Source organism: Synechococcus sp. RSCCF101 (genome assembly GCF_008807075.1).
Taxonomy (GTDB): Bacteria; Cyanobacteriota; Cyanobacteriia; order PCC-6307; family Cyanobiaceae; genus RSCCF101.
Window position 1 is genome coordinate 1532564 of record NZ_CP035632.1, and the last position, 22090, is coordinate 1554653.

General features: G+C 71.9%; 20 protein-coding genes, 2 tRNA genes and 1 pseudogene. 10 read left to right on the forward strand and 13 right to left on the reverse strand.

Annotated features, from left to right (window positions below):
• Nucleotides 1-3: 3 nt before the first annotated feature.
• Together EVJ50_RS07415 and der are read right to left on the reverse strand one after the other, a co-directional pair.
• On the reverse strand, nucleotides 4-924 hold the full coding sequence (locus tag EVJ50_RS07415; protein WP_150883224.1) for an energy-coupling factor transporter transmembrane component T: 921 nt from the start codon (nucleotides 922-924) through the stop codon (nucleotides 4-6).
• A complete protein-coding gene (gene der / locus EVJ50_RS07420) occupies nucleotides 925-2280 on the reverse strand; it encodes a ribosome biogenesis GTPase Der (protein ID WP_150883225.1) in 1356 nt (451 codons plus the stop codon).
• A gap of 188 nt (nucleotides 2281-2468) precedes the next feature.
• Here der and EVJ50_RS07425 point away from each other — a divergent pair, with 188 nt between their 5' ends.
• Complete coding sequence (locus EVJ50_RS07425; protein ID WP_150883226.1) at nucleotides 2469-2852, forward strand: L,D-transpeptidase; 384 nt, start codon at nucleotides 2469-2471, stop codon at nucleotides 2850-2852.
• 27 nt (nucleotides 2853-2879) lie between these two features.
• On the opposite strand, the gene EVJ50_RS07430 is transcribed toward EVJ50_RS07425, so the two are convergent.
• From EVJ50_RS07430 to cobI, 3 genes are read right to left on the reverse strand one after another with little or no spacing between them, the layout of a single operon-like run.
• The gene (locus EVJ50_RS07430; protein ID WP_150883227.1) at nucleotides 2880-3347 is read right to left on the reverse strand and encodes a DUF1823 family protein; all 468 of its coding nucleotides are present in this window, start codon (nucleotides 3345-3347) and stop codon (nucleotides 2880-2882) included.
• The gene (gene dusB, locus EVJ50_RS07435; RefSeq protein ID WP_150883228.1) at nucleotides 3344-4384 is read right to left on the reverse strand and encodes a tRNA dihydrouridine synthase DusB; all 1041 of its coding nucleotides are present in this window, start codon (nucleotides 4382-4384) and stop codon (nucleotides 3344-3346) included. The genes EVJ50_RS07430 and dusB overlap by 4 nt, the downstream gene beginning before the upstream one ends.
• A complete protein-coding gene (gene cobI, locus EVJ50_RS07440; protein WP_370455636.1) occupies nucleotides 4381-5133 on the reverse strand; it encodes a precorrin-2 C(20)-methyltransferase in 753 nt (250 codons plus the stop codon). The genes dusB and cobI overlap by 4 nt, the downstream gene beginning before the upstream one ends.
• A gap of 107 nt (nucleotides 5134-5240) precedes the next feature.
• Here cobI and EVJ50_RS07445 point away from each other — a divergent pair, with 107 nt between their 5' ends.
• Complete coding sequence (locus tag EVJ50_RS07445; RefSeq protein WP_150883229.1) at nucleotides 5241-5918, forward strand: acireductone dioxygenase; 678 nt, start codon at nucleotides 5241-5243, stop codon at nucleotides 5916-5918.
• Here the strand turns inward: EVJ50_RS07445 and EVJ50_RS07450 are convergent.
• Both EVJ50_RS07450 and aroQ read right to left on the reverse strand, forming a co-directional pair.
• Complete coding sequence (locus EVJ50_RS07450) at nucleotides 5836-6450, reverse strand: tRNA-(ms[2]io[6]A)-hydroxylase (RefSeq protein ID WP_150883230.1); 615 nt, start codon at nucleotides 6448-6450, stop codon at nucleotides 5836-5838. The genes EVJ50_RS07445 and EVJ50_RS07450 overlap by 83 nt on opposite strands.
• Nucleotides 6447-6911: a type II 3-dehydroquinate dehydratase gene (gene aroQ / locus EVJ50_RS07455; RefSeq protein WP_150884936.1), complete on the reverse strand. Its 465-nt coding sequence runs from the start codon at nucleotides 6909-6911 to the stop codon at nucleotides 6447-6449. Before aroQ ends, EVJ50_RS07450 begins: the two co-directional genes overlap by 4 nt.
• Before the next feature lie 42 nt (nucleotides 6912-6953).
• Here aroQ and EVJ50_RS07460 point away from each other — a divergent pair.
• A tRNA-Tyr gene (locus EVJ50_RS07460) sits at nucleotides 6954-7035 on the forward strand.
• A gap of 10 nt (nucleotides 7036-7045) precedes the next feature.
• Nucleotides 7046-7117, forward strand: a tRNA-Thr gene (locus EVJ50_RS07465).
• On the opposite strand, the gene EVJ50_RS15350 is transcribed toward EVJ50_RS07465, so the two are convergent.
• Entirely contained in the window at nucleotides 7099-7491 is a 393-nt protein-coding gene (locus EVJ50_RS15350; protein ID WP_370455461.1) for a cell division protein SepF, read from the reverse strand. The genes EVJ50_RS07465 and EVJ50_RS15350 overlap by 19 nt on opposite strands.
• A 368-nt stretch (nucleotides 7492-7859) precedes the next feature.
• On the opposite strand from EVJ50_RS15350, the gene EVJ50_RS07475 reads away from it, so the two are divergent.
• Nucleotides 7860-9629, forward strand: coding sequence for a gamma-glutamyltransferase family protein (locus tag EVJ50_RS07475; protein WP_225322848.1), 1770 nt, complete (start codon nucleotides 7860-7862; stop codon nucleotides 9627-9629).
• 27 nt (nucleotides 9630-9656) lie between these two features.
• Here EVJ50_RS07475 and EVJ50_RS07480 read toward each other — a convergent pair whose 3' ends face one another.
• On the reverse strand, nucleotides 9657-11144 hold the full coding sequence (locus tag EVJ50_RS07480; protein ID WP_150884940.1) for a glycoside hydrolase family 13 protein: 1488 nt from the start codon (nucleotides 11142-11144) through the stop codon (nucleotides 9657-9659).
• Nucleotides 11145-11190: 46 nt separating this feature from the next.
• On the opposite strand from EVJ50_RS07480, the gene glpK reads away from it, so the two are divergent.
• Together glpK and EVJ50_RS07490 are read left to right on the forward strand one after the other, a co-directional pair.
• A complete protein-coding gene (gene glpK, locus EVJ50_RS07485; protein ID WP_370455462.1) occupies nucleotides 11191-12705 on the forward strand; it encodes a glycerol kinase GlpK in 1515 nt (504 codons plus the stop codon).
• Between the two features lie 10 nt (nucleotides 12706-12715).
• Nucleotides 12716-14302, forward strand: a complete 1587-nt coding sequence (locus tag EVJ50_RS07490) for a glycerol-3-phosphate dehydrogenase/oxidase (protein WP_150883233.1) — start codon at nucleotides 12716-12718, stop codon at nucleotides 14300-14302.
• Nucleotides 14303-14305: 3 nt separating this feature from the next.
• Here the strand turns inward: EVJ50_RS07490 and EVJ50_RS07495 are convergent, their stop codons facing one another.
• Entirely contained in the window at nucleotides 14306-16051 is a 1746-nt protein-coding gene (locus EVJ50_RS07495) for an alpha-amylase family protein (protein WP_150883234.1), read from the reverse strand.
• A 115-nt stretch (nucleotides 16052-16166) separates the two neighbouring features.
• Here EVJ50_RS07495 and EVJ50_RS07500 point away from each other — a divergent pair, with 115 nt between their 5' ends.
• Complete coding sequence (locus EVJ50_RS07500) at nucleotides 16167-17192, forward strand: LysM peptidoglycan-binding domain-containing protein (protein WP_150883235.1); 1026 nt, start codon at nucleotides 16167-16169, stop codon at nucleotides 17190-17192.
• 43 nt (nucleotides 17193-17235) lie between these two features.
• On the opposite strand, the gene EVJ50_RS07505 is transcribed toward EVJ50_RS07500, so the two are convergent.
• Both EVJ50_RS07505 and EVJ50_RS07510 read right to left on the reverse strand, forming a co-directional pair.
• Nucleotides 17236-18738 (reverse strand): ATP-dependent DNA helicase RecQ, encoded by a 1503-nt coding sequence (locus EVJ50_RS07505; protein WP_150883236.1) that lies wholly within the window; start codon nucleotides 18736-18738, stop codon nucleotides 17236-17238.
• Nucleotides 18735-19759, reverse strand: a pseudogene (locus EVJ50_RS07510) (hypothetical protein). The gene EVJ50_RS07505 and the pseudogene EVJ50_RS07510 overlap by 4 nt, the downstream one beginning before the upstream one ends.
• A 128-nt stretch (nucleotides 19760-19887) precedes the next feature.
• On the opposite strand from EVJ50_RS07510, the gene EVJ50_RS07515 reads away from it, so the two are divergent.
• Entirely contained in the window at nucleotides 19888-20097 is a 210-nt protein-coding gene (locus EVJ50_RS07515; RefSeq protein ID WP_150883237.1) for a photosystem I reaction center subunit IV, read from the forward strand.
• A gap of 67 nt (nucleotides 20098-20164) precedes the next feature.
• Nucleotides 20165-21064 carry a DNA-formamidopyrimidine glycosylase gene (locus EVJ50_RS07520; RefSeq protein ID WP_150883238.1) on the forward strand — a complete coding sequence of 300 codons (900 nt, stop codon included), beginning with the start codon at nucleotides 20165-20167 and terminating at the stop codon, nucleotides 21062-21064.
• Here the strand turns inward: EVJ50_RS07520 and mtnA are convergent.
• Nucleotides 21049-22080, reverse strand: a complete 1032-nt coding sequence (gene mtnA, locus EVJ50_RS07525) for an S-methyl-5-thioribose-1-phosphate isomerase (RefSeq protein WP_150883239.1) — start codon at nucleotides 22078-22080, stop codon at nucleotides 21049-21051. The genes EVJ50_RS07520 and mtnA overlap by 16 nt on opposite strands.
• Nucleotides 22081-22090: the final 10 nt, after the last annotated feature.

Below are 22090 nucleotides of genomic sequence, written 5' to 3' on the forward strand. Positions count from 1 at the left end.
ATTTCAGAGGGCACCGTACCTGCCTCTCAGCCCGAGCAACAGCACCAGGGCGAGCCAGCCGGCGCCGTTCACCAGCGGCCGGGCGCCCCGCAGGGGCCGGAACTGGGCCGGGGCCAGCCAGTGCCCACCGCGGGCGATGAGGGCATCGGCCCCCTGCTCGGCCCGCAGCAGCACGTTGGCCAGCAGCCGCTCGCCCACGGCCAGGGCCAGACCGAGCCCGGGCTTGAACCCCAGCCGCCGGAAGCTCACCGCCCGGGTGGCCAGCGAGCGCAGCAGGTTCTGGAACTCCTCCTGCACCAGGGGCAGGAAGCGCAGGGCCAGCAGCAGCATGAAGGCCAGGCGTTCCACGGGCACCCGGAACCAGCGCAGCGGCGTCAGCGTCCAGGCCAGGGCCCACACCAGCTCTTCCGGCGGTGTGCAGACCAGCATCAGGTTGGCGCTGTGGATCAGGGTGAGCAGCAGCGTGGCGGTGTTGAAGCCGAGCCGGGCCGAGCGGCGGGTCACCGTCAGCGGCCCCAGGCTGAGGGGCCCCAGCTTCAGCGGGCCCGCCTCAAACACGATCCAGGAGGGACCGACCTGGTCCTTCGGGCCATCAGGAGCCAGATGCAGCTCCTGCGGCGGCCGCTGCAGGGGGATGGGGGCGCCGGCCCCTGCCGGCAGGAAGGCCGCCAGGCCGCCCACCAGCAGGCAGAGCGCCAGGAGCAGGGGCAGGCTGCGGCGCCAGAGAGCCCAGGGCAGGCCGCTCACCGCCGTGATCAGCAGCAGCAGCAGCACCAGGCCGAGCCGCCAGAGGGGACCCGCCAGGACGGGGGTCATCAGGAAGGCCACGGTCCAGGCCAGCTTCAGGCGGGCATCGAGGCGGCGCAGCCAGCACGGGCAGCCGGCCACGAACTGGCCGATGGGCAGCTGACGCAACCAGTCCATTCAGCTCCCCCGGGAGCGCTCCCGCTCGGCGTCGCGCTGCGACTTGCCGCGCCAGAACAGCCGCAGCGGCGACCCCTCGAAGCCCAGCCCCTCCCGCAGCTGCCGCTCCACGTAGCGGCGATAGCTGTCGCCGAACAGACGCGGCTCGTTCACAAACAGGGTGAAGCTGGGAGGCCGCGTCGCCACCTGGGTGCCGTAGTAGAGCCGGCCCTGCCGGCCGCCCCGGGTGGTGGGGGGACTGCGCCAGCTCAGGGCCTCCTGCAGCACGTCGTTCACCACGGCCGTGCTGACGCGCCGCCGGTGCTGATCCACCGCCGCGGCGGCGCTGGCGAAGATCGCCTGCACCCGCTGGCCGGTGAGGGCGGAGGTGAACAGCATCGCGGCCCACTCCAGGAAGTAGAGGCGGGAGCGGAGCTGCTTCTCCATCGCGGCCATGGTGTGGCTGTCCTTCTCCACCGCATCCCACTTGTTGACCACCACCACGCAGGCGCGGCCCTCCTCCTCGATCCGGCCAGCCAGGCGCTGATCCTGGTCGGTGACGCCATCGAGGGCATCGATCACCAGCACGCAGACATCGCTGCGGGAGATCGCCTTGAAACTGCGGTTGATTCCGAAGAATTCCGGTCCGTAGGAGACGCTGCGGCGGCGGCGGATGCCGGCGGTGTCGAGCAGACGCCAGGAGCGGCCCTCCCGCTCCAGCTGGGTGTCGATCGTGTCGCGGGTGGTGCCACGCACCGGCGACACGATCGCCCGCGGCTCGCCGCAGATGGCATTGAGCAGACTCGACTTGCCCACGTTGGGGCGCCCCACGATCGCCAGCTGGATCGGCTCGGGCTCCTCCGATTCCTCCTGCAGGGGAGGGAAGTGCTCCAGCACTTTGTCGAGCAGTTCACCGGTGCCGGCGCCGTGGATGGCGGAGACCGGATGGGGCTCACCCAGGCCCAGCCCCCAGAACTCGGCCGCCATGGCCAGGCCCTGATCGGGAGACTCGCACTTGTTCACCGCCAGCAGCACCGGGCAGGCCTGCACCCGCAGCCACTCGGCGATGGCCTGATCCGCCGCGGTGACGCCCTGCTGGCCGTCAACGATCAGCAGAGCCACCTGGGCCTCGTTCAGAGCCAGGGAGGCCTGCTCGCGGATCGCCGGCAGGAAGGCGCTGTCGTCGTCGAACACCAGGCCGCCGGTGTCGACGACGCGGAAGTCGCGGTCGCGCCAGAAGCCCTCCTGGTAGCTGCGGTCGCGCGTGACCCCAGGGGCGTCGTGAACGATCGCCTGCCGACTGCGGCAGAGGCGGTTCACCAGCGTGGACTTGCCCACGTTGGGACGGCCGAGAACGGCGACGAGGGGACGAGGCAAGACGGAGCTCCCTGGGGAGCGAGAAGCCCATCACCCTAAACAGAGGCCTTCGACGCTCTCCGGGGCTCTCGGGAAGCACGGCGGCCAGCGCGGTAGCTGGCGATACAGAAGAGACTGTTGCGTCTCGCGCTGCGGCGGGCGCAGCGGGCTAGGGCGAGGACAGCGGCAGCAGGAGCAAGGAGGCGCCCATGCTCGAACTCATCGCCAGCATCGTGGTGGATCTGTCGGATCAGACCCTCACGGCCTACGACCAGCAGAACGTGCCCGTGCGGGTGATCCAGGTGAGCACCGGTGCGCCGGCCTCGCCCACCCCCACCGGACAGGGACAGGTGCACACGAAGTACCGCTCGGTGACCATGCGGGGCCGGGGCTTCGTGGCGCCGGGTGTGCCCTGGGCGATGTGCGTGACCCGCAACGAGACGATCTGCATCCACGCCGCTCCCTGGCAGGAGCAGGCGGGTCAGTCCTTCGGGGTTCCCCGCAGCCACGGCTGCGTGCGCATGCCCACCCGGGAGGCCCGCTGGCTGTTCGAGCGCACGCCCAAGGGCACTCCGGTCACGATCCAGGTGTGAGGCGAGCGCGGCGGATCGCGGCGGCGATCAGCGCACCGGCGGATCTCCCGGATGGCCCTGCACCGGAGCGGGCGGCGGGGGCTGCAGGGGCGGCAACGGGCCCTGCTCCGGCAGGGGCTCGCCGCGGCGACGCAGCCAGGCGAGCAACCAGTTCACCGCGGTGGCCCGGCGGGTGCGGCGCGGCACCAGCTCGGAGATCGTGTACCCCGCGAAGCCCAGCTGCTCCTTGAGCAGCTGCTTGTGGGGCCGCTCGATCGACCGGGTGAGCCGCACGCTGGCCGGCCGTTCGGCGATCAGCTCCGGCGCGAGAGGGAAGGCCTCGGCCCACTCGGGCGGCGTGGCGGCGCCGGCACGCCAGGGTCCGCCGCCTGGGTCGGCTTCGTAGCCGAGCCGGTGCCAGATCAGGGCGCAGACCTGGCGGTCGCTGAGGCGATCATCGAGCACCGCCTGGAGCAGGGCCCGGCTCAGGGGCCAGTCGGGCAGGGGTTCGCTCATGCCACCCCTCCGAGCTCGAGGCCGGTGCGGCACGCCACTGAGTCTGCAGCCCGATCCAGCAGGTCGATGGCCTCGGCCGGGGTGTGCGCCCGCATCAGGGCATGGCGCAGCTGCGGCGCTCCGGGAAAGCCCTGGCAGGTCCAGCCCATGTGCTTGCGGGCGATCAGGAGCCCATGCTCTCCCCTGGCCTCCACCAGCGCCTGCAGCTGCTCGCGGGCCAGGGCGATGCGCTGCCGGGCATCTGGGGTGGGCGGCAGCGGCTGGCCGCTGAGGGCCGCATCGATCTGGCCCACCAGCCAGGGAGCGCCCATGCTGCCGCGGCCCACCATCACCCCATCGGCCCCCGTGAGACGCAGGCAGCGCAGAGCCGCCTCGGGGCTGTCCACATCGCCGTTGGCGATCACCGGAATCCGCAGCGCCCGCTTCACCGCGGCGATGGCGGACCAGTCGGCCGACCCTTTGAAGCCCTGCTCGCGGGTGCGGCCGTGCAGGGTGAGCATCTGGGCGCCGGCCTCCTGCAGGCGGCGGCACCAACCCACCGGGTCGGCATCACCACCGCACCAGCCGAGGCGGGTCTTCACGGTCACGGGCACGCGCACCGCCTCGGCCACCCGGCTCACGATCGCGGCGGCGAGATCCGGATCCCGGATCAGACCGCTGCCCCCGCCCTTGCGGGCCACCTTGCGCACGGGGCAGCCCATGTTGATGTCGATCAGGAAGGCCCCCGCCGCTTCGGCCCGGCGGGCCGCATCGGCCATCGGCTCCGGGCGGTGATCGAACAGCTGCACGGCAATCGGGCCCTGTTCCCGCTCCAGCTCATCGATCTTCTGCAGACCGTGGCCGAGCTCCAGGCTGGTGGCATTCACCATCTCGGTGAACAGCAGCGCATCGGCGCTCCAGCGGCGCACCAGGCCGCGGAACACCCGGTCGCTCACCCCCGCCAGGGGCGACTGCAGCACCCGGCAGCGCAGCTGGCGCGGCCGGCCGCGGCCGGGGAGGCGGAGATCAGTGGCTGGGCCGGGGAGGGCTGCGGTCACGGCAACACCTCCGCCCGCCCCTGGCGCAGCAGCAGCAGGGAGAAGTAGGGCAGCTCGGCGGCGGGCACCGCAGCGGCCGGGGCGATGAGCTCATCGGGCCAGCCCACCCGCCTCGCCAACAGGGCCCCCTCCAGCAGTCCGCGCGCCTCCAGCAGGGGCCGCAGCCAGCGCCAGCGGCGACCGAGCTTGAGCAGCACCAGCACCCGGTTGGCGCGGGCCGCGGTGATCAGCAGGGAATCCATGTCCTCCCCAGTGTCGGGCGTGGGGGTGATCAGCAGCTGCTCCCGCTGCAGCGCCAGGGGCCAGGCCCCGCGGGCGGCGGCCGCCGCCATCGAGGTGATGCCGGGGATCAGGGCCACCGGGCAGGCTGGATGGTGACGGCGCAGGGCCATCAGCACGTAGGCGGCCGTGGCGTAGAGCGACACATCGCCCTCGCAGAGAAACACCACCGCGGCTCCGGCCTCCACCTCCCGCGCCAGCCGGTCGCAGGCCTCGCGCCAGGCCCGTCGCCTCGGTTCGGCCGCCTCCACCACCGGCATCAGCAGGGGCAGCCGACGCTGCTCGGGCCCGATCCAGGGGGCCGCGATCGCCGCCGCCATGCTGGCGGCCCCTTCGGCGCTGATTGGGTAGGCCACCACACCGGCGGCCGCGATCGCCCGCACCGCCGCCACCGTGAGCAGCTCCGGATCCCCGGGCCCCACGCCCACCAGGGTCAGGCCGGCCGGCGCGCTCTCGGCCGCTGCGGCGATGGTGGCGAGGGCAGGCGGAACGGCCACGCGGCAGCGGTCGGGGAGGGAGGCAGGAGGAGAAACCGCAACCCGCCTTCCTAGGGTCGGCCGGATGCTGCGGATGGGCGGTGAGCCGGCTCCTGATCTACGACGTCGCCACAGACGACAGCACGGGAGCACCCGCCGGCCCGCGGGCCCTGCACGAGCAGCCGGAACGGATCGCAGTGGAACTGGCGGCCCGGGGCCTGCGCTTCGAGCGCTGGCCGATCGAGACCACCGCGCCGGCAACCGTCGACACCCCGGACAACGCCACCGCCTCTGAAGCCCTGCTGCAGCGCCATGCCGCCGCCATCGAGCGGGTGCGGAACGAGGTGGGGCTGCAGACGGTGGATGTGGTGCGCCTGGCCCCCGATCACCCGGAGCGGGAGCGCCTGCGGGCCATGTTTCTGCAGGAGCACACCCACAGCGAGGACGAGGTGCGCTTCTTCGTGGAGGGCCGGGGGCTGTTCTGCCTCCACATCGGAGACGAGGTGCTGCAGGTGCTCTGCACCCGGGGCGACTGGATCGCCGTGCCCGCCGGCACCCGCCACTGGTTCGACATGGGACCCCGGCCCCACTTCTGTGCCCTGCGCTTCTTCGGCAACCCGGAGGGCTGGGTGGCCAGCTTCACGGGCTGGGAGGGAGCAGCGCGCTACCCACGCCTCGACGCCCTGCCGGAGGCCCTCAGCTGTGCATCCGGGGCTCAGGGTGCAGCGTCCGCAGGATCGCCGCCTCCGCCTGAGCCAGTTCCTGCAGGCGCTCCATGATCAGCGGCCGGGGCCAGCGGGCCTCGCAGAGCAGCCAGTACACCCCGAAGTGGCGCGCCTCGCTGGCGAGGAGGTCGCCGTAGAGGCGCCGCAGCTCGGCATCGGGGCTGTGGCTGGCCAGCAGGGCCATCCGCTCGTGGCTGCGGGCTTCGATCAGCCCGGACACGAGGAAGGAATCGAGCATGCGCTGGGGCTCGCCGCGGCGCACCAGCGCCGCCAGCGACGCGCCATAGGGCGGCGCCTTGAGGGGCTGCAGGGTTTCACCGCGCGCCTTGATCAGCGCCAGCACCCGCTCGAAATGCTCCAGCTCCTCGCGCGCCAGCGGGCTGAGCACCTCCCCCAGCCCCGGTTCGCAGAGGTAGCGGAACATCAGCTGCACCGCTGCTCCGGCGGCCTTGCGCTCGCAGTGGGCGTGATCGATCAGCACCGCCATCGGATGGGCCAGGGCCTGCTCCAGCCAGGCGGCGCTGCTGGGCTCCGCCAGCCAGCGGATGCGGGCGGTAGCGGCCTCCGGGCTGAGCAGCAGGCTCATCGGGATGCGCCGGCCCCGGCGTCCTCCTTCCGGCGCAGATGCTGCACCAGGCCATCGAGGGCCATCACATAGCTGTGAGCGCCGAAGCCGCTCACCACACCCAGGGCCCGGTCGGCCAGAAGGCTGTGGTGGCGAAAGGATTCCCGGGCGTGCACGTTGCTCAGATGCAGTTCCACATAGGGAAGGGCCACCGCGGCGAGGGCATCGCGCAGGGCGATGGAGGTGTGGGTGTAGGCCGCCGCGTTGATCAGGATGCCATCGATCTGGCCCATGGCCTGCTGGATCCGCTCCACCAGCGCCCCCTCATGGTTGCTCTGGAAACAGGCGAGCTCCACGGTCTGCCGGGCGGCACGGCTGACCAGGTCCTCCTCGATCGCCTGCAGCGAGGCGCTGCCGTAGATGCCGGGTTCACGGCGGCCCAGCAGGTTGAGGTTGGGACCGTTCAGCAGCAGCACCTTCAGGGTCCTCGGCGCGTCGGCTGGTAGGGTCACGTGGTGTGGTTCGGGTCGGTGCCCGAGTGGTTAATGGGGGCGGACTGTAAATCCGCTGGCTCTGCCTACGTTGGTTCAAATCCAACCCGGCCCACCTTCCACATGCCCTTGTAGCTCAGCGGTAGAGCACTCCCTTGGTAAGGGAGAGGTCACGAGTTCAAGTCTCGTCAAGGGCTTTTCCGGGGCACGAAGCGGGTCGCGTCATTGGAGCCGCCAGCCAGCATCCCGGCTGAAGGCAGCGGGTCGATCCCCCGACGAGAACCACACCCCCGCAGAGGTAATCCGTCAGGCGGGTCTGGACCGGCGTTGGCAGGCCGGACACATCAAACACCACCGGCACGCCGGTGCGAACCGAATCGATCGCGCTGGCGGCATCATCGAAACTGCTGGCTCTGAGAACCAACAGCTCGGTCGCGGGCGACGGCGGCAGCGACGCGGATCGTCGAGCGGATGAGGCACGCGTCGATGGCTCCTGCGGTCGTTCCACGGAGACAGCGGGCGAAGGATGGAGCACCAGTTCGCCACGGAAGCCTGGGCCCGTCAAAAACACCCGTCTCGCGCTTCTCGTACACGTCTGATCGCGAGAAGCCTGTCCTGGCAGGCCAGGAGGAGGGAGATCGACTCAACAACCGCCGGAAAAACGCACGGCATGAGCCTGTCAAGTGGAAACCGGGGTTTTCCAGAGCCAGGTGCGAAACAGCCTGCACTGAATCAGCTTCGCCAGCAGCCTGCTGTGGAAAGTCCCGCATCAACCTGTGGAAACAGCTCGGATGCAGCTGTGGAAAAGCAACGGTTGAGCATTGCTGATGGCTTCATGGCTTCGTCCTGTTCCCCCAGCCCAGGCGGCACGCTCCCCTGATTCCCGCTGCGCCGTCTCGGAGCACCATCCTGGACCCTGCCTCCAAGCCTCGCTGCCGCATGCCCCGTTGTTCACGCCGCGTGACCATGGCGGGCGCCCTGCTCAGCCTGCTGACGGGCCTGGGCGCTGCGCCCGTCTGGGCTCAGCCGAGCCCGGAAGCTCCGGAGGCGATCGAGGCCTCCCGCCCCACCGTGTCGCGTGCCGAGGGGCGGTCCCTGGTGGTCACGGCCCATCCCCTGGCCAGCCAGGCCGCCCTGGCCGTGCTGCGCGAGGGCGGCAGCGCCATGGATGCTGTCGTGACCGCCCAGACGGTGCTGGCGGTGGTGGAGCCCCAGAGCTCGGGGCTGGGAGGGGGCGGTTTCCTGCTGCACTGGGATCAGGCCAGCGGCCGGCTGCAGGCCTTCGATGGCCGGGAAACGGCTCCGGCCCACGCCACCCCCGCCAGCTGGCTGAAGAGCGATGGCACGCCGCTGCCCTGGCTGGAGGCCACGCGCACCCTCACCGCCATCGGCGTGCCCGGCACAGTCGCCCTCCTCGCCGAAGCCCACCGTCGCTTCGGGGAGCAGCCCTGGGGTGAGCTGCTCCAGCCCGCCATCGCGCTGGCTGACGGTGGCTTCCGCGTGACGCCCCGGCTGCAGCGCTCCATCGCCCTGGCCGAACGCCTCGGCACCGGCCACAGCCCGGCCTTCCGCCGGCTCTACCGCCCGGACGGAGAGCCGGCCGCTGTGGGCAGCCGGCTGCGCAACCCGGAGCTGGCGGCCACCCTGCGGCGCCTGGCCGCGGGAGGCGGCGACGCCTTCTACCGCGGCGAGCAGGCCCGCAGCCTGCTCGCCGGGCTGCGGGGCCTGGCGCGGCAGGGAGCCCGCGGGCGGGGCTTCGCCGCTGAGGATCTGGCGGCCTACCGGGCCCTGGAACGGAAGCCCCTGTGCCTGCCCTACCGGCGCTGGCGGGTCTGCAGCGTGCCGCCCCCGAGCGGCGGCGGCCTGGCGCTGCTGCAGAGCCTGGCCCTGCTCCAGGCCCGCCTACCGGAGCCCGCACCGGAGGAGGAGTTGAAGGCCTGGCATCTGCGGGCCGAAGCCCTGCGGCTGGCCGATGCCGACCGCGCCCACTGGGTGCGGGATCCGGCCGAGGGCCCCATACCCCTGCAGGGGCTGCTCGATCCGGCCTACCTGCAGCAGCGGGCAACACGCATCGATCCGGAGCGGCCGACCCCCGCCCCGGCCGCCGGCACGCCGCCCGGCAGCGCCGGCCTCCGCTTCGCCAGCCAGTCCCGCGGCGCCGGGGGCGGCACCACCCATCTTGTGGTGGTGGATGCCGCCGGCAACATCGCCAGCTTCAGCGGCTCGGTGGAGACCGTGTTCGGCAGCCGGCACCTGGTGGACGGCATGGTGCTGAACAACCAGCTCACCGACTTCTCCTTCCGGCCCGAGCGGGACGGCCTGCCCATCGCCAACCGCATCGATGCCGGCAAACGGCCCATGAGCGCCATGGCCCCGCTGATCGTGTTCGACGGCAACCGGCCCGTGCTGGCCCTGGGCTCACCGGGTGGCTGGCTGATTCCCCACTATCTGGTGGGAGCCCTGCAGGCCGCGCTCGACTGGGACCTGCCGGCCGCCGAGGTGGTGGCCCTTCCCCATCTGGCCGTCCGGCCCGAGACGACCCTGCTGGAGGAGGCCCCCGCTCACCCGGCTGACGGGCTGAGCGAGCTGGGGCACCGGATTGAGCGGCGGGGCTTCAGCAGCGGCCTGGCCCTGATCCGGCGCCGCGGCGATCGCTGGCGTGGCGCCGCCGACCCACGACGGGAGGGATCGGCGCTGGCACTGCCCTGAACCCGCTTCTGCCGCCTGCGGCGACGCTCAGGCCGGCAGCACCAGCACCTCCCGTGCCGGGATGCGGGATGGGGTTTCCGCGTCCAGGTTCGAGAGGAGAGCCTCGGGCACGGGCCGCTCCTCCCGGCTGCGGTTGAAGACCAGATGCAGCCGGTCGCCGTCCTGCCAGCGCTCGAGCCAGAGCCCCCAGCAGACGCCGCTGTCGTCGCTGAGCTCCCGCAGCCGCCAGCCGTCGCCCCGCAGTGCCGGATGGCGGGCCCGCCGCGCCGTCAGCTCCTGCAGCAGGCGGGTGAGCTCCGGGTCCACCACCACGGCGGCTTTCGCCCCGGCAGCGCCCCCTTGTTCCAGTGGCCGCCAGGGCAGGGCTTCCCGGCAGCCGGGTTCCGGGCCGCCGCTCAGGCCCACCTCCGTGCCGTAATAGATGCAGGGTGCGCCTGGCAGGGCGAAGAGAAACTGCAGCGCCAGCGTCAGAGCGCTGCGATCCCCCCCGAGCACATGCAGCGCCCGCGGCACGTCGTGGCTGTCCAGCAGGTTGAGTTGGCAGCGGTTGACCGCCGCCGTGTACCAGCCCAGGGTCTGCTCCACCACCGTCAGGAAGCCGGCCCCATCGAGGGGGCCATAGGGCATGGCCTGAAAGGCCAGGTCCGAGCGGATCGTCTCCGCTCCGAAGAAGCCCAGGCTGCTCCAGGCCATGCGGTAGTTCATCACCCCGTCGAACCGGTCCCCGGCCAGCCAGGGGCGGGCATCGCCCCAGATCTCGCCCACGATCCAGGCCTCGGGGTTCACCGCCTTCACCATCCGGCGGAAGGGCAGCCAGAAGCCCGATTCCACCTCGTCCGGCACGTCCAGGCGCCAGCCGTCGATGCCCCGCTCCAGCCAGTGGCGCGCCACGTCCAGCAGGAAGTCCCGCACCGGTGGATGGGCGTGGCGGAACTTGGGCAGGGCGGGGGCGTTCCACCAGCAGTGGTAGCCGCAGGTGTCCGAAGGGCTGCGGGGATAGGGATCGATCGGCCAGCGCTCCACCACGAACCAGTCGCGGTAGGGGGAGTCGGCACCGTTCTCCACCAGGTGGTGAAAGGGCCAGAAGCCGCGGCCGCAGTGGTTGAACACCCCGTCGAGCACCAGCCGCATGCCGCGCGCATGCACGGCCTCCAGCAGGGCCGAGAAGGCCTCCTCGCCGCCCAGCAGGGGATCGACCCGCAGGTAGTCGTCCGTGTGGTAACGGTGATTGCTGGCCGACTGGAAGATCGGGTTCAGCAGCAGGCAGGTGGCCCCCAGCGACTGGATGTGATCCAGCCCCTCGATCAGCCCGAGCAGGTCGCCCCCCTGGAAGCCATGCGGGCTGGGGGGACTGCCCCAGGGGTCCAGGGTCAGGCCCGCCTGCTCGCGAACCCGGCCACTGCGGCGGAAGCGGTCGGGGAACACCTGATACACCACCGCATCGGCCACCCAGCTCGGTTCGAGCGACCCGTCGAGACCGCCGCCGCCACCGCCCGTTGCACCGGCCTGTTCCATGCCCATGGCCCGCATCCGGCCTCAGCGTTAGCACTGGAGCAGTGCGATGCGGGCCATGGCCGAACCGCTGATCCTGGCTCTCGATCAGGGCACCAGCAGCTCCAGGGCGGTGCTGTACACCCCGTCGGGCCGGCAGGTGGCCTCCGCCAGCGCGCCGCTGCCGATCCGCTATCCCGCCGATGGCTGGGTGGAGCAGGACGCCGGGGCCATCTGGGACAGCCAGCGGCAGGCGATGCGCTCGCTCGAGACCCAGCTCGATGACGCTCAGCGCCGCGCGGTGGCCGCCTGCGGCATCACCAACCAGCGCGAGACCACCGTGCTCTGGTCCCGCCGCGACGGCCGCGCCCTCGGGCCCGCCCTCGTCTGGCAGGACGGGCGCACCGCCGCCATCTGCCGGCGCTGGAAGGAGGCGGGCCTGGAGGAGAGCTGGTGCCACCGCACCGGCCTGCTGCTCGATCCGTACTTCAGTGCCAGCAAGATCACCTGGCTGCTGGAGCACGAGCCCGAGGCCGCGGCTGCCGCCGGGCGGGGCGAGCTCTGCTTCGGCACGGTCGACAGCTGGCTGCTGCGGAACCTGGCGGAGGGTCAGCCCCACCGCACGGACATGAGCAACGCCAGCCGCACCCTGCTGATGGACCTGGAACAGCGAACCTGGCTGCCCGATGCCGCCGGCACCTGCGGTCTGCCCGAGAGCGCGCTGCCCGAGCTGTGGCCCTGCCGGGGCGGCTTCGGAACCATCGCCGCCGGCCTGCCCTTCGCCGGGGTGCCGATCACGGCGATGCTGGGCGACCAGCAGGCCGCCACCCTCGGCCAGCTCTGCCTCCGGGCGGGCGAGGCCAAATGCACCTATGGCACCGGCGCCTTCCTGGTGATCAACACCGGCAGCGAGCTGCGGCGCTCCGACAGCGGCCTGCTCAGCACCCTGGGCTGGACCGACGCCCACGGCACCCCCACCTACTGCCTCGAGGGCAGCCTGTTCAATGCCGGCACGGTGGTGCAGTGGCTGCGGGACGGCCTCGGCTTGTTCGAGCGCTCCGAGGAGGTCAACACCCTGGCGGCGGAGGTGAGCGGCAGCGGCGGCGTGATGCTGGTGCCCGCCTTCACCGGCTGGGGCACGCCCCACTGGGATCCCGGTGCGCGGGCTCTGCTGATCGGCCTCACCCGCGACAGCCGCCGCGGCCACATCGCCCGGGCCGCCCTGGAGGGCATCGCCCTGTCGGTGGCGACGCTGGTCAGCCTGGCGGAGGAGGCCATGGGCACCCCGTTGCAGGAACTGGCCGTGGATGGCGGGGCCGCCGCCTCCGACCTGCTGCTGCAGGCCCAGGCCGATGCGAGCGGGATCACGGTGCGGCGGCCGGCGGATCTGGAGAGCACCGCCAGGGGCGTGGCCATGATGGCCGGCCTGGAGGCCGGGGTCGTGGCCGAGCCATCCGCCTTCGAGGCTGGCGTGCGCGATCCCGGCCCGCGCCGCTTCCAGCCCAGCATGGACAGCGAGGCCCGGAGCCAGTGGCGCCGGCGCTGGGAGGAGGCGGTGCGCCGCAGCCTCCACTGGGACACCTGATCGGTCTGCCATGTCCACCACCCATACCGACCTGCTGGTGATCGGCGGCGGGGCCACCGGTGCGGCCGTGGCCCTCTCCGGCGTGCGGCGTGGACTCTCCGTGGTGCTCGTGGAGGCGGGCGATCTGGCCGGCGGCACCAGCTGCCGCAGCACCAAGCTGCTGCACGGCGGTGTGCGCTACCTGGAGCTGGCCTTCAAGACCTTCGATGCCGGCCAGCTGCGGCTGGTGCGCGAGGCCCTGCTGGAGCGCGGTCACTGGCTCGATCAGGTCCCCTTCCTGGCCCGGCCGCTGGAGCTGGCCCTGCCCACCGGCCAGCCCCTGGCCACGCTCTACTACCGCATCGGCCTGGGCCTCTATGACGCCCTGGCCGGACGCCGCGCCATCGCCCCCAGCCGGGCGGTGAGCGGCGGCACGCTGCAGCGGCTGCTGCCCGGCCTCAGCTCCCGGGCCAGCGGCGCGGTGCTCTACAGCGACGGCCAGTTCGACGACGCCCGGCTGAACCTGCTCCTGGCTCTCACTGCCGCGGCGGAAGGGGCCGACGTGCGCTCCCACTGCCGGGCCCGTGAGCTGCTGCTGGAGAACGGTCGCGTCGGCGGCGCGCTGGTGGAGCAGGGCGGCCGCTGCGAACGGATCGAGGCGGGGGTCGTGGTCAATGCCACGGGTCTGGCCGCCGATGCGGTGCGGCACATGGCCGATCCCGATGCTCCGCCACGGCTCCAGACCAGCCGGGGCGTGCACGTGGTGCTCGAGCAGAACCTCTGTCCGGAGGGTGCCGGGCTCCTGGTGCCCTCCACCGACGACGGGCGCGTGCTGTTCATGCTGCCCTTCCATGGCCGCACCCTGGTGGGCACCACCGACACCCCCTGCCAGGCCGCCGAGGTGAACCGGGCCAGCCCCCAGGAGCGCGACTACCTGCTCGATTACGTGGCGCGCTGGTTCCCGAACCGACCGGTGACCGTCAGTGCCGTGTGGGCCGGCGGCCGGCCGCTGCTGCAGGCCGCCGGGGGCCCCACCGGCAACACCGCCGGCCTGGTGCGGGAGCACGAGGTGGAGACCCTGCCCAGCGGGCTGATCAGCGTGATGGGCGGGAAATGGACCACCTGCCGGCCCATGGCCCACGACACCCTGCAGGCGGTGGAGCGGCAGCTGGGGCGCAGCCTGCCGGCCGAACGCGAAGCTCCGGTGCTGGGCGCCGTGGCCGGGGGCGCGGCGGCGATGGCCGAGCCGCTGCACCGCTGCCGGCAGGACCTGCTCAGCCAACTGCCGGCCGGAGTGCTGCAGGAGGCGCAGGCCGATCACCTCATCGCCTCCCACGGCCTGAGGGCGGACCGGGTGCTGGCCTGCGCCGAGACGCCCGCCGAGCTGGAGCCCCTCAGCCCGGCGGTGCCGCTCTGCGCCGCCGAGATCCGCCACGGCATCCGCCACGAGCAGGCCCGCAGCGCGGTGGAGGTGCTGGCGCGCCGCTGCCGGCTGGCCATGGTCGATCAGGCCGAAGCACGCCGCCTCGCGCCGCTGGTGGAGGAGCTCCTGGACCGGGAAGGCCACCCCCCAACCCCGGCGGGAGCGGCGCCGGGCGACTGGGAGACGCTGGTCTGAGGCTCAGGGGCGGATGCCCCCCGCGGCCACCGTGCCGGCAGGGGCCGCGGGCACGGCCCGCCGCGGCGTCTCGGAGGCCTCATCCCCCTTGCCCTCGCCCGCCTCGCCGACCTCACCGATCAGCCACCAGAAAAAGCCATAGGCCGGCAGATACACGTGCCAGCGGCGGGAGGCCGGGGGAAACTCGCTGCCGTAGAGCACCTCCCGCATCCGCGCGCCCTGCCAGCCCGAGAGATCGAGCCAGGTGGAGGCGCCGGCGGAGGAGAGGTTGGCCACCACGAGAACGGTCATGCCATCCCCGTTGCGCGCATAGGCCAGCAGGCTGGGATGGCCGGCATCCAGCAGCTGGCAGTCGCCGGTGCGCAGGGCCGGCAGCACCCGACGGCAGGTGAGCATGCGCCGGTGCCAGTTGAGCAGCGAGCCGGAGAGCTGCTTCTGCACCTCCACGTTCACCACCCGGTAGTCGTAGCCCGGGGCGGTGATCGGGGGCAAGACGAGGAGGGGATCCGGGGCGGTGGAGAAGCCGCCGTTGCGGGCGGGCGTCCAGGCCATCGGGGTGCGGTTGGGATCGCGGTCCCGCAGACCGGGCCAGTCGCCCATGCCCAGCTCATCGCCGTAATACAGACACGGCATGCCCGGCAGGCTGTACAGCAGACCGTGCAGCATCGAGTTGGCCCGCTGATCGCCGTTGAGCAGGGGGGCCAGGCGCCGGTTGATGCCCCAGTTCAGCCAGTGCCCCTGGCCCTGCACGAGCCCGGAGCGGATCGCCTGGATCACCGAGGGCTCCACCAGATGGCCATCCCCCAGCCAGAGCTCATCGTGGTTCCGCAGGGGCAGGGCCCAGCGACAGCCCTTCACCGTGCTCACGGCCTGGCTGATGGCCCGCTTCAGGCCCTCGGTGCGACCGGTGGCCACAGCCGAGAACAGATGGGCGGTGAGCACGAAATTGAAGGCACCGTGCAGCTCGTCATCCGCCAGGTAGGGGGCCGACTCCTCCACCGGCTGGATCGCCTCCGCCAGCAGCAGGATCGAGCGGCCGGAGGCATCGACCCGCTCGCGCAGCCGCTTCAGGAAGGCATGGGTGGCGGGCAGCCCCTCGCAGCGGCTGTCCTCCTCCTCGTAGAGGAAGGGCACCGCATCGAGGCGGAAGCCGTCCACACCGCGCTCGAGCCAGAAGTCGACCACCGCGAGCATCTGCTCCTGCACCCAGGGGTTCTCGTAGTTGAGATCGGGCTGATGGCGCAGAAAGCGGTGGAAGTAGTACTGGCCGGCCACCTCGTCCCACTCCCAGTTGGAGGATTCGAAGTGGCGGAACAGCACCGGTGCCCCGGCATAGCGCCCGGGATCGTCGCTCCAGACGTACACCTCGCGCTCCACGCTCCCCTGGGGTGCCCAGCGGGCCCGCTGGAACCAGGGATGCAGCACGCTGGTGTGGTTCAGCACCAGATCGAGCACCACCTTGATGCCCTTGGCATGGGCGGCGGTCACGAACCGGTGGAAGGCCGCCAGATCGCCCAGCTCGGGATGGATGGCCTGAAAGTCGCTGACGTCGTACCCACCGTCCCGCAGGGGGGAGGGGTAGATGGGCGTCAGCCAGATCGCCTCCACCCCGAGCCAGCGCAGGTAGGACAGCCGGGAACTGAGACCCTGCAGGTCGCCGATGCCGTCGCCGTTGCCATCGCTGAACGAACGGGGGATCAGCTGATAGATCACACACCCCTCCCACCAGGGGGATCCAGCACCCGACATCAACGGCCCAGGCCAATGCTTCACAGCTAGGTCCGCCGGGCGCTGCCGTCCAGCCCCCGAAGGGACTGGCGCCTTCCCGCAATCGCCTTAGGGTTCGCTCACCCACGTGAGACCCATGCTGCGCACCCTCGGTGGCACGGCCAGCGCACTGCTCGCTCCCGTCCTGCTGCTGGGCGCACTGCCTCCGATGCCGGCCGCCCAGGTGACGGTGCAACCGGGAGACACCCTCTCGGAGATCGCCGAGCGGCACGGGGTGTCGATGCGCCGGCTGATGCAGCTCAACGGCCTGAGTGATCCGGCCCACATCGAGGCGGGCCAGAGCCTGCAGCTCAGCCCGACAGGCGACGGCGGCAGCACCGCCGGCAGCGGCCGCCACACCGTGCAACCCGGGGAGACCCTCTCGGAGATCGCCGAGCGCTACAACGTGAGCGCAGCTCAGCTGGCCGCCCTCAACGACCTCGACGACGACGATTACGTCCAGGCCGGCGAACGCCTGCGGCTGCCGGCGGGCGTTCGCAGCCAACCCGCTCCGCTGAAGGTGGACCCCTCTGCCGCAGAGCATGTGGTGGGCCGCGGCCAGACCCTCTCCCGGATCGCTGAGGCCTACGACCTGCCCCTCAGCCGCCTGATGGCGCTCAACGGCATCGAGGATGCCGACCGGGTGCAGGTGGGGCAGCGCCTGAACCTCCGCCAGCCGGCCTCGGCGGCGCCCCCCGCACCGGCACCCGCCCATTCACCAGCAGCGGTCGCTCCCACACCCGCACCAGTAGCAGCAGCCCCCGCTCCGGCGGCAGCTCCCGCTCCGCAGCCGGCCCCTGAAACCGTGGTCGCCGCGGTACAGCCCGAGCGCGCGGCCGCCGCGGAACCCGTACCAGCCACGGCGGAGGGCATGGCCAACGCCCCCGACTGGCGCACCTACGGCCCGCTCCGGGTGGACTGGGCCAACTGGCTGCCGATGGATGGCAGCCACGTGGCGCCGACGCTGAACGGCGACGATCAGCCCCTCTACCTGGCGGTGAACTGCGGAGCGAAGCGGCTCAACGCCACCGGAGCCACCGGAGCCTGGAAGACCTGGGAGACCCCCCGCAGCGACTTCGAGCGACAGCTGCTCAGCGACCTCTGCCGGGAGAAGGGAGGCTGACGCGGCGGGCAGGAGAGGGGGGCCGCCTGCGGCAGCGGAACGATCAGGCCGCCTGCGGCCGGCCGAAGCGAAGCCTCCAGGGTGAGCGGAGATAGTGCCGACCGGGGGCGGTGAGCCAGAGCCGGCGCCCGCCGTCCTCGCTCTCTCCCACCAGCCCCTCCTCCACCAGCCGCCGCACCAGCCAGTCCCACTGAAGGTCCTGCTCGGCCCGGCTGCGCTGGAGCTCCTGGCACAGCCGGCGCCCATCGGCGCTGCCGGCCTCGGGCAGCTGCTCGAGAATCAGGCGCACGCCGTCACTGCAGTCGCTGGCGGCGGGCGGCCGCAGGCAGCGATCGCAGCGACCGCAGGGGTCCACCACCTCACCGACCGACAGCAGCAGGCCCTGCTCCAGGCACCCCTCCCCCTCGGCCAGAGCCTCCATCCGCCGAAGCTGGCGCTGGCTCCAGGCCAGCCGCTCGGCCGTCTCCTCGCCGGCCTGCAGCATCACCGAAGCCCGCATGGCCAGAGCCAGCCGCTGCCGGTCCTCGGGATGGAAGAGCACCACACAGTCAGCCCCGGCCCCATCCCGCCCGGCCCGGCCGGACTCCTGCAGATAGGCCTCGGCACTGGCCGGCAGATCCAGATGCATCACCAGCCCCACGTCCGGACGGTCCACCCCCATCCCGAAGGCCGAGGTCGCCACCAGCACGGGACGATCCGCCTGCTGGAAGTGCCGCAGAGCCTGATGGCGATCGCCGGAGTCCAGGCCGGCGTGATACGCGCAGGCCGCCACGCCGTTCTCCCGCAGCCGGGCCGCCCAGGTGTCGGAAGCGCGGCGGGTGCGCACGTAGAGCAGCCTGGCGCCGCGGGCGGCCGCCACGGCGTCCAGCACCTGGGGCAGGGGATCACTCGGACGGAGCCGCATCGTGTACTGGAGGTTGGCGCGGCGGGCCGAGCTCACCTGAACCAGGGGCCGGCGCAGCGCCAGCAGGCGGATGATGTCGGCCCGCACCCGCGGTGCGGCGGTGGCGCTCAGGGCCAGCATCGGCACACCGGGACACAGCGCCCGCAGCTCCCCCAGGCGCCGGTAGCGGGGACGGAAGTCGTGGCCCCAGGCGCTGATGCAGTGGGCCTCATCGACCGCCAGAGCCACCAGGCCCCCCCGGGCCAGCGCATCGCGGAGCAGCTGCGCGATCCCCTGCGACTGCAGGCGCTCCGGCGCCAGATAGAGCAGGCGCAGGCTCCCGTCGCCGACGGAGCGCCGCACGGCATCCGCCTCCTCCCGCGGCAGACCCGCATGCAGGCAGGCCGCGGCGATGCCCCGGCGCCGCAGATGGTGCACCTGGTCCTGCATCAGGGCGACCAGAGGGGAGACGACCAGCACCAGTCCCTCCCGGACCAGCGCCGGCAGCTGATAGCAGAGCGACTTGCCGCCGCCGGTGGGCAGCACGGCCAGGGTGTCGCGCCCGGCCAGCAGGGCCTCGATCACCGGCCGCTGGCCGGAGCGGAAGCTGGTCCAGCCGAAGTGCCGCTCCAGCGCCTGGCCGAGCGGATCGGTGCGGCTCATGGCAGCGGCGGCGCCTCCAGGCGATCGGGACTCTCCTCCACCAGCTGCAGGCGCAGCCGTTTGCCCCCGCTCAGCTCCCCAAGGGACACCCGGATCGTGCTGCCGCTGAGGGCCTGGAGCGCCGCGAGCGCCTCCCGCAGATGGGGCGTGCTGCTGCCGCTCTCCACCCAGAGCCGTTCGTGCAGTCCCGCCAGCCGCCGCCAGCTGGTGTGCAGCTTGAGCACGGCGGCTTCCAGCTGCTGGGCCTGAGCCACCGCATCGGAGAGGACACCGAGCACATCGAGCCGAACCGCCTCCCGCGACGCCCCCTCCAGATCCAGACCCAGATCCTGAAAGGCCCGCACCGCCGGGGCCGCATCCCCCATACGGCTGAGCCAGCGGGCCGTGTTGGTCACCTCACGCACCCGCTCGAGCTCCGGCTCCTCCTTCAGCACCGAGCGCAGATCCTCCAGCTGGGGTTCGGGCAGGCGGGCGAGCTCGCGCACCAGCGGCGCCACCGCCCGGGGGGGAGCAGGTTCTCCTGCGTGCGCTGCCGCACCTCCTCCGGAATCAGCGGGCTGGTGGCGGCGAGGTAGTCGTCGCTGAGACGACGCACCTGCTTGCGGGTGATCGACTGCCCCTCATTGGCCACCTCGCTGATCATCTGCTGCACCTCGGGAGGGGCCTGGGCGGTCTCGACGAAGGCCCGCTTGGAGAAGTGATTGACGCTGCCGGCCTCCAGCGGCCCGTCCTCCACCAGGGCATCGGAGGAATCGGCCAGCTGAATCAGGGAGTAGGCACGCGTCTTGCTGATCTCCCGCTCCCGCAGCCACTGCAGAAAACCGGCGCCGCGGCCCTCCCCGCCCCGCTTCTCCCGATCGCGCACCGCGCGCAGGATGCGTCCGCGCCAGATCTCGGTCTGCAGATCGAAGCGATCGCACACCGACCAGGCTTCCTCCAGCCGGGCCAGGAACTCCACGGTGCTCAGATCGTCCTGCTCCGGATCGGGCAGATCAAGCGTCAGAACCGGAGCATCCCTCACAAGCCGTCCCGTGGATCCGCCGCGATCGTGCCACGACGCAGCCCCCGCGACGTTCTGTGACACGGCCAGAGGCTGCCCGGGGCGCACGGCTAGGTTCCCCGTGCAGACACCAGTTCTCCAACGCAGCGATGGCCATCTCCCGCGGCGCCAAGGTGCGCATCAAGCGCCCTGAGTCCTACTGGTTCAACGAGGTCGGCACCGTCGCCTCAGTCGACACATCGGGCATCCGCTACCCGGTCGTGGTGCGCTTCGACAAGGTCAACTACAACGGCTACAGCGGTTCCGACGGCGGGGTGAACACCAACAACTTCGCCGAGTCCGAACTCGAGCTGGCCTGAATCCGCATCGCATCACGATCACCGGATCCACTGACAACCAGGGATCCGGTGATCCGGTCTGAGAGCCGTGCCTGAGCTCCCCGAAGTGGAGACCGTCAGGCGCGGTCTATCGCGTCAGCTGACCGATTTCTCCATCCGCAGGGTGGAAGTGCTCAGGGCCAGAGCCGTGGCCTGGCCTCCGGAGGTGCCGGCCTTCAGGGCCGGCCTGGAGGGCAGTCGGACGGGTGTGTGGCAGCGACGGGGCAAGTACCTGATCTGCCCCCTCCACTCCACCGGATCCGGACCGGTTTCAACCGCTGACAACGGTGAGGCCGATCGTGGCCTCTGGGTGGTGCATCTCAGGATGACCGGCCAGTTCCTCTGGCACACCCCGCCACTTCCCGATCCATGCCCCCACACGCGCGTCCGACTCTGGGACGCCGGCGGCGACGAACTCCGCTTCGTCGACACCCGCAGCTTCGGCCAGATGTGGTGGGTGCCTCCGGATCTACCGGTCGAGGCGATCGTGCGCGGCCTTCAGGAGATGGGGCCGGAACCGCTGGGTGACGCCTTCACCCTGGCGGGATTCCGGGAGGCCCTGAAGGGTTCCCGGCGCCCGGTGAAGACGGCGCTGCTGGATCAGCGGGTGGTGGCCGGCATCGGCAACATCTACGCCGACGAAAGCCTGTTCATGGCCGGCCTGCATCCGCTTCTCCCCGCCGGCACTCTCGATGACGCCGCGCTGGAGCGGCTGAGACAGGCCCTGATCGAGGTGCTGCAGCTCAGCATCGGTGCCGGCGGCACCACCTTCCGCGACTTCCGGGATCTGCGGGGCCTCAACGGCAACTACGGCGGTCAGGCCTGGGTGTACGGACGGACGGGCGAGCCCTGCCGCCGCTGCGGCACGGTGATCGAGCGCCTGCGCATCTCCGGCCGCAGCAGCCACTGGTGTCCCCGCTGCCAGGCCGTCCGTCAGGCTCCGGCCTGATCACAAGCCCGTGTGGAACCGATCCTGTCCAGGGCCTGCCCGAGGCCGCCGGGGAACGGTGGCCGGAGCACCCCGTCTTCGGTGATCAGCCCCGTCACCAGTTCGGCCGGGGTGATGTCAAACGCCGGATTCCAGATCCGGGCCCCGGGCGCCGCCATGGCCGTGTCCCGCCAGTGGGTGATCTCACGGGCCGGCCGCTCCTCGATCGGGATGGCCCCGCCGCTGGCCGTGGCGGTGTCGATGCTGCTGCGGGGCGCACAGACGTAGAAGGGCAGGCCATGGGCCCTCGCCACCAGGGCCAGGTTGTAGGTGCCGATCTTGTTGGCCACATCGCCGTTGTCGGCCACCCGGTCGCAGCCCACCATCACCAGGTCCACCCGGCGCTGGCGCATCAGCAGCCCGCTGGCGCCATCCACCAGCACGGTGCAGGGCACCCCGAGCTGCTGCAGCTCCCAGGCCGACAGGGCGGCACCCTGAAGGCGCGGACGCGTCTCGTCCAGCCAGGCCTGGCGCAGGCGACCCTGCCGGTGGGCGGCAGCGATCACACCGAGAGCGGTACCCACGCCGGCCCCCGTGGCGATGGCACCGGTGTGGCAGTGGTGCAGCACCGAGGCGCCCTCCGGCACAAGCCGGACTCCGTGGGCTACCAGGCGCTCGCTCCGTTCACGCTCCTCATCGGCCAGACGCCCGGCCACGAGGGCCAGCCGCTCGGGATCGCTGCTGCTGGCCTCGAGCATGCGATCCAGAGCCCAGGCCAGGTTCACCGCCGTCGGTCTTGAGGCCCGCAGCATGGAGGCCGCCTCCGGCAGCTCGCGCCCCTGACGGGCCGCCAGCACCAGGCCCCAGGCCCCGGCCAGGCCGATGGCGGGTGCACCGCGCACCGCCATCGCGCGGATCGCGTCGGCCACGGATTCCGGTGTGCGCAGCTTCAGCCGGATCTCCTGTTGAGGCAGGCATCGCTGGTCGAGCAGATCGAGGTGATCCGATCGCCAGATCAGGCTGGGTGGCAGGGTCATGGACGACGCG

Excerpts from the sequence above, each read along its gene's own strand:
- EVJ50_RS07415 (WP_150883224.1), bottom strand. The coding sequence starts at position 924 with ATGGACTGGTTGCGTCAGCTGCCCATCGGCCAGTTCGTGGCCGGCTGC.
- EVJ50_RS07425 (WP_150883226.1), top strand. The coding sequence starts at position 2,469 with ATGCTCGAACTCATCGCCAGCATCGTGGTGGATCTGTCGGATCAGACC.
- EVJ50_RS07430 (WP_150883227.1), bottom strand. The coding sequence starts at position 3,347 with ATGAGCGAACCCCTGCCCGACTGGCCCCTGAGCCGGGCCCTGCTCCAG.
- EVJ50_RS07450 (WP_150883230.1), bottom strand. The coding sequence starts at position 6,450 with ATGAGCCTGCTGCTCAGCCCGGAGGCCGCTACCGCCCGCATCCGCTGG.
- EVJ50_RS07475 (WP_225322848.1), top strand. The coding sequence starts at position 7,860 with ATGCCCCGTTGTTCACGCCGCGTGACCATGGCGGGCGCCCTGCTCAGC.
- EVJ50_RS07480 (WP_150884940.1), bottom strand. The coding sequence starts at position 11,144 with ATGGAACAGGCCGGTGCAACGGGCGGTGGCGGCGGCGGTCTCGACGGG.
- glpK (WP_370455462.1), top strand. The coding sequence starts at position 11,191 with ATGCGGGCCATGGCCGAACCGCTGATCCTGGCTCTCGATCAGGGCACC.
- EVJ50_RS07490 (WP_150883233.1), top strand. The coding sequence starts at position 12,716 with ATGTCCACCACCCATACCGACCTGCTGGTGATCGGCGGCGGGGCCACC.
- EVJ50_RS07495 (WP_150883234.1), bottom strand. The coding sequence starts at position 16,051 with ATGTCGGGTGCTGGATCCCCCTGGTGGGAGGGGTGTGTGATCTATCAG.
- EVJ50_RS07500 (WP_150883235.1), top strand. The coding sequence starts at position 16,167 with ATGCTGCGCACCCTCGGTGGCACGGCCAGCGCACTGCTCGCTCCCGTC.
- EVJ50_RS07505 (WP_150883236.1), bottom strand. The coding sequence starts at position 18,738 with ATGAGCCGCACCGATCCGCTCGGCCAGGCGCTGGAGCGGCACTTCGGC.
- EVJ50_RS07515 (WP_150883237.1), top strand. The coding sequence starts at position 19,888 with ATGGCCATCTCCCGCGGCGCCAAGGTGCGCATCAAGCGCCCTGAGTCC.
- mtnA (WP_150883239.1), bottom strand. The coding sequence starts at position 22,080 with ATGACCCTGCCACCCAGCCTGATCTGGCGATCGGATCACCTCGATCTG.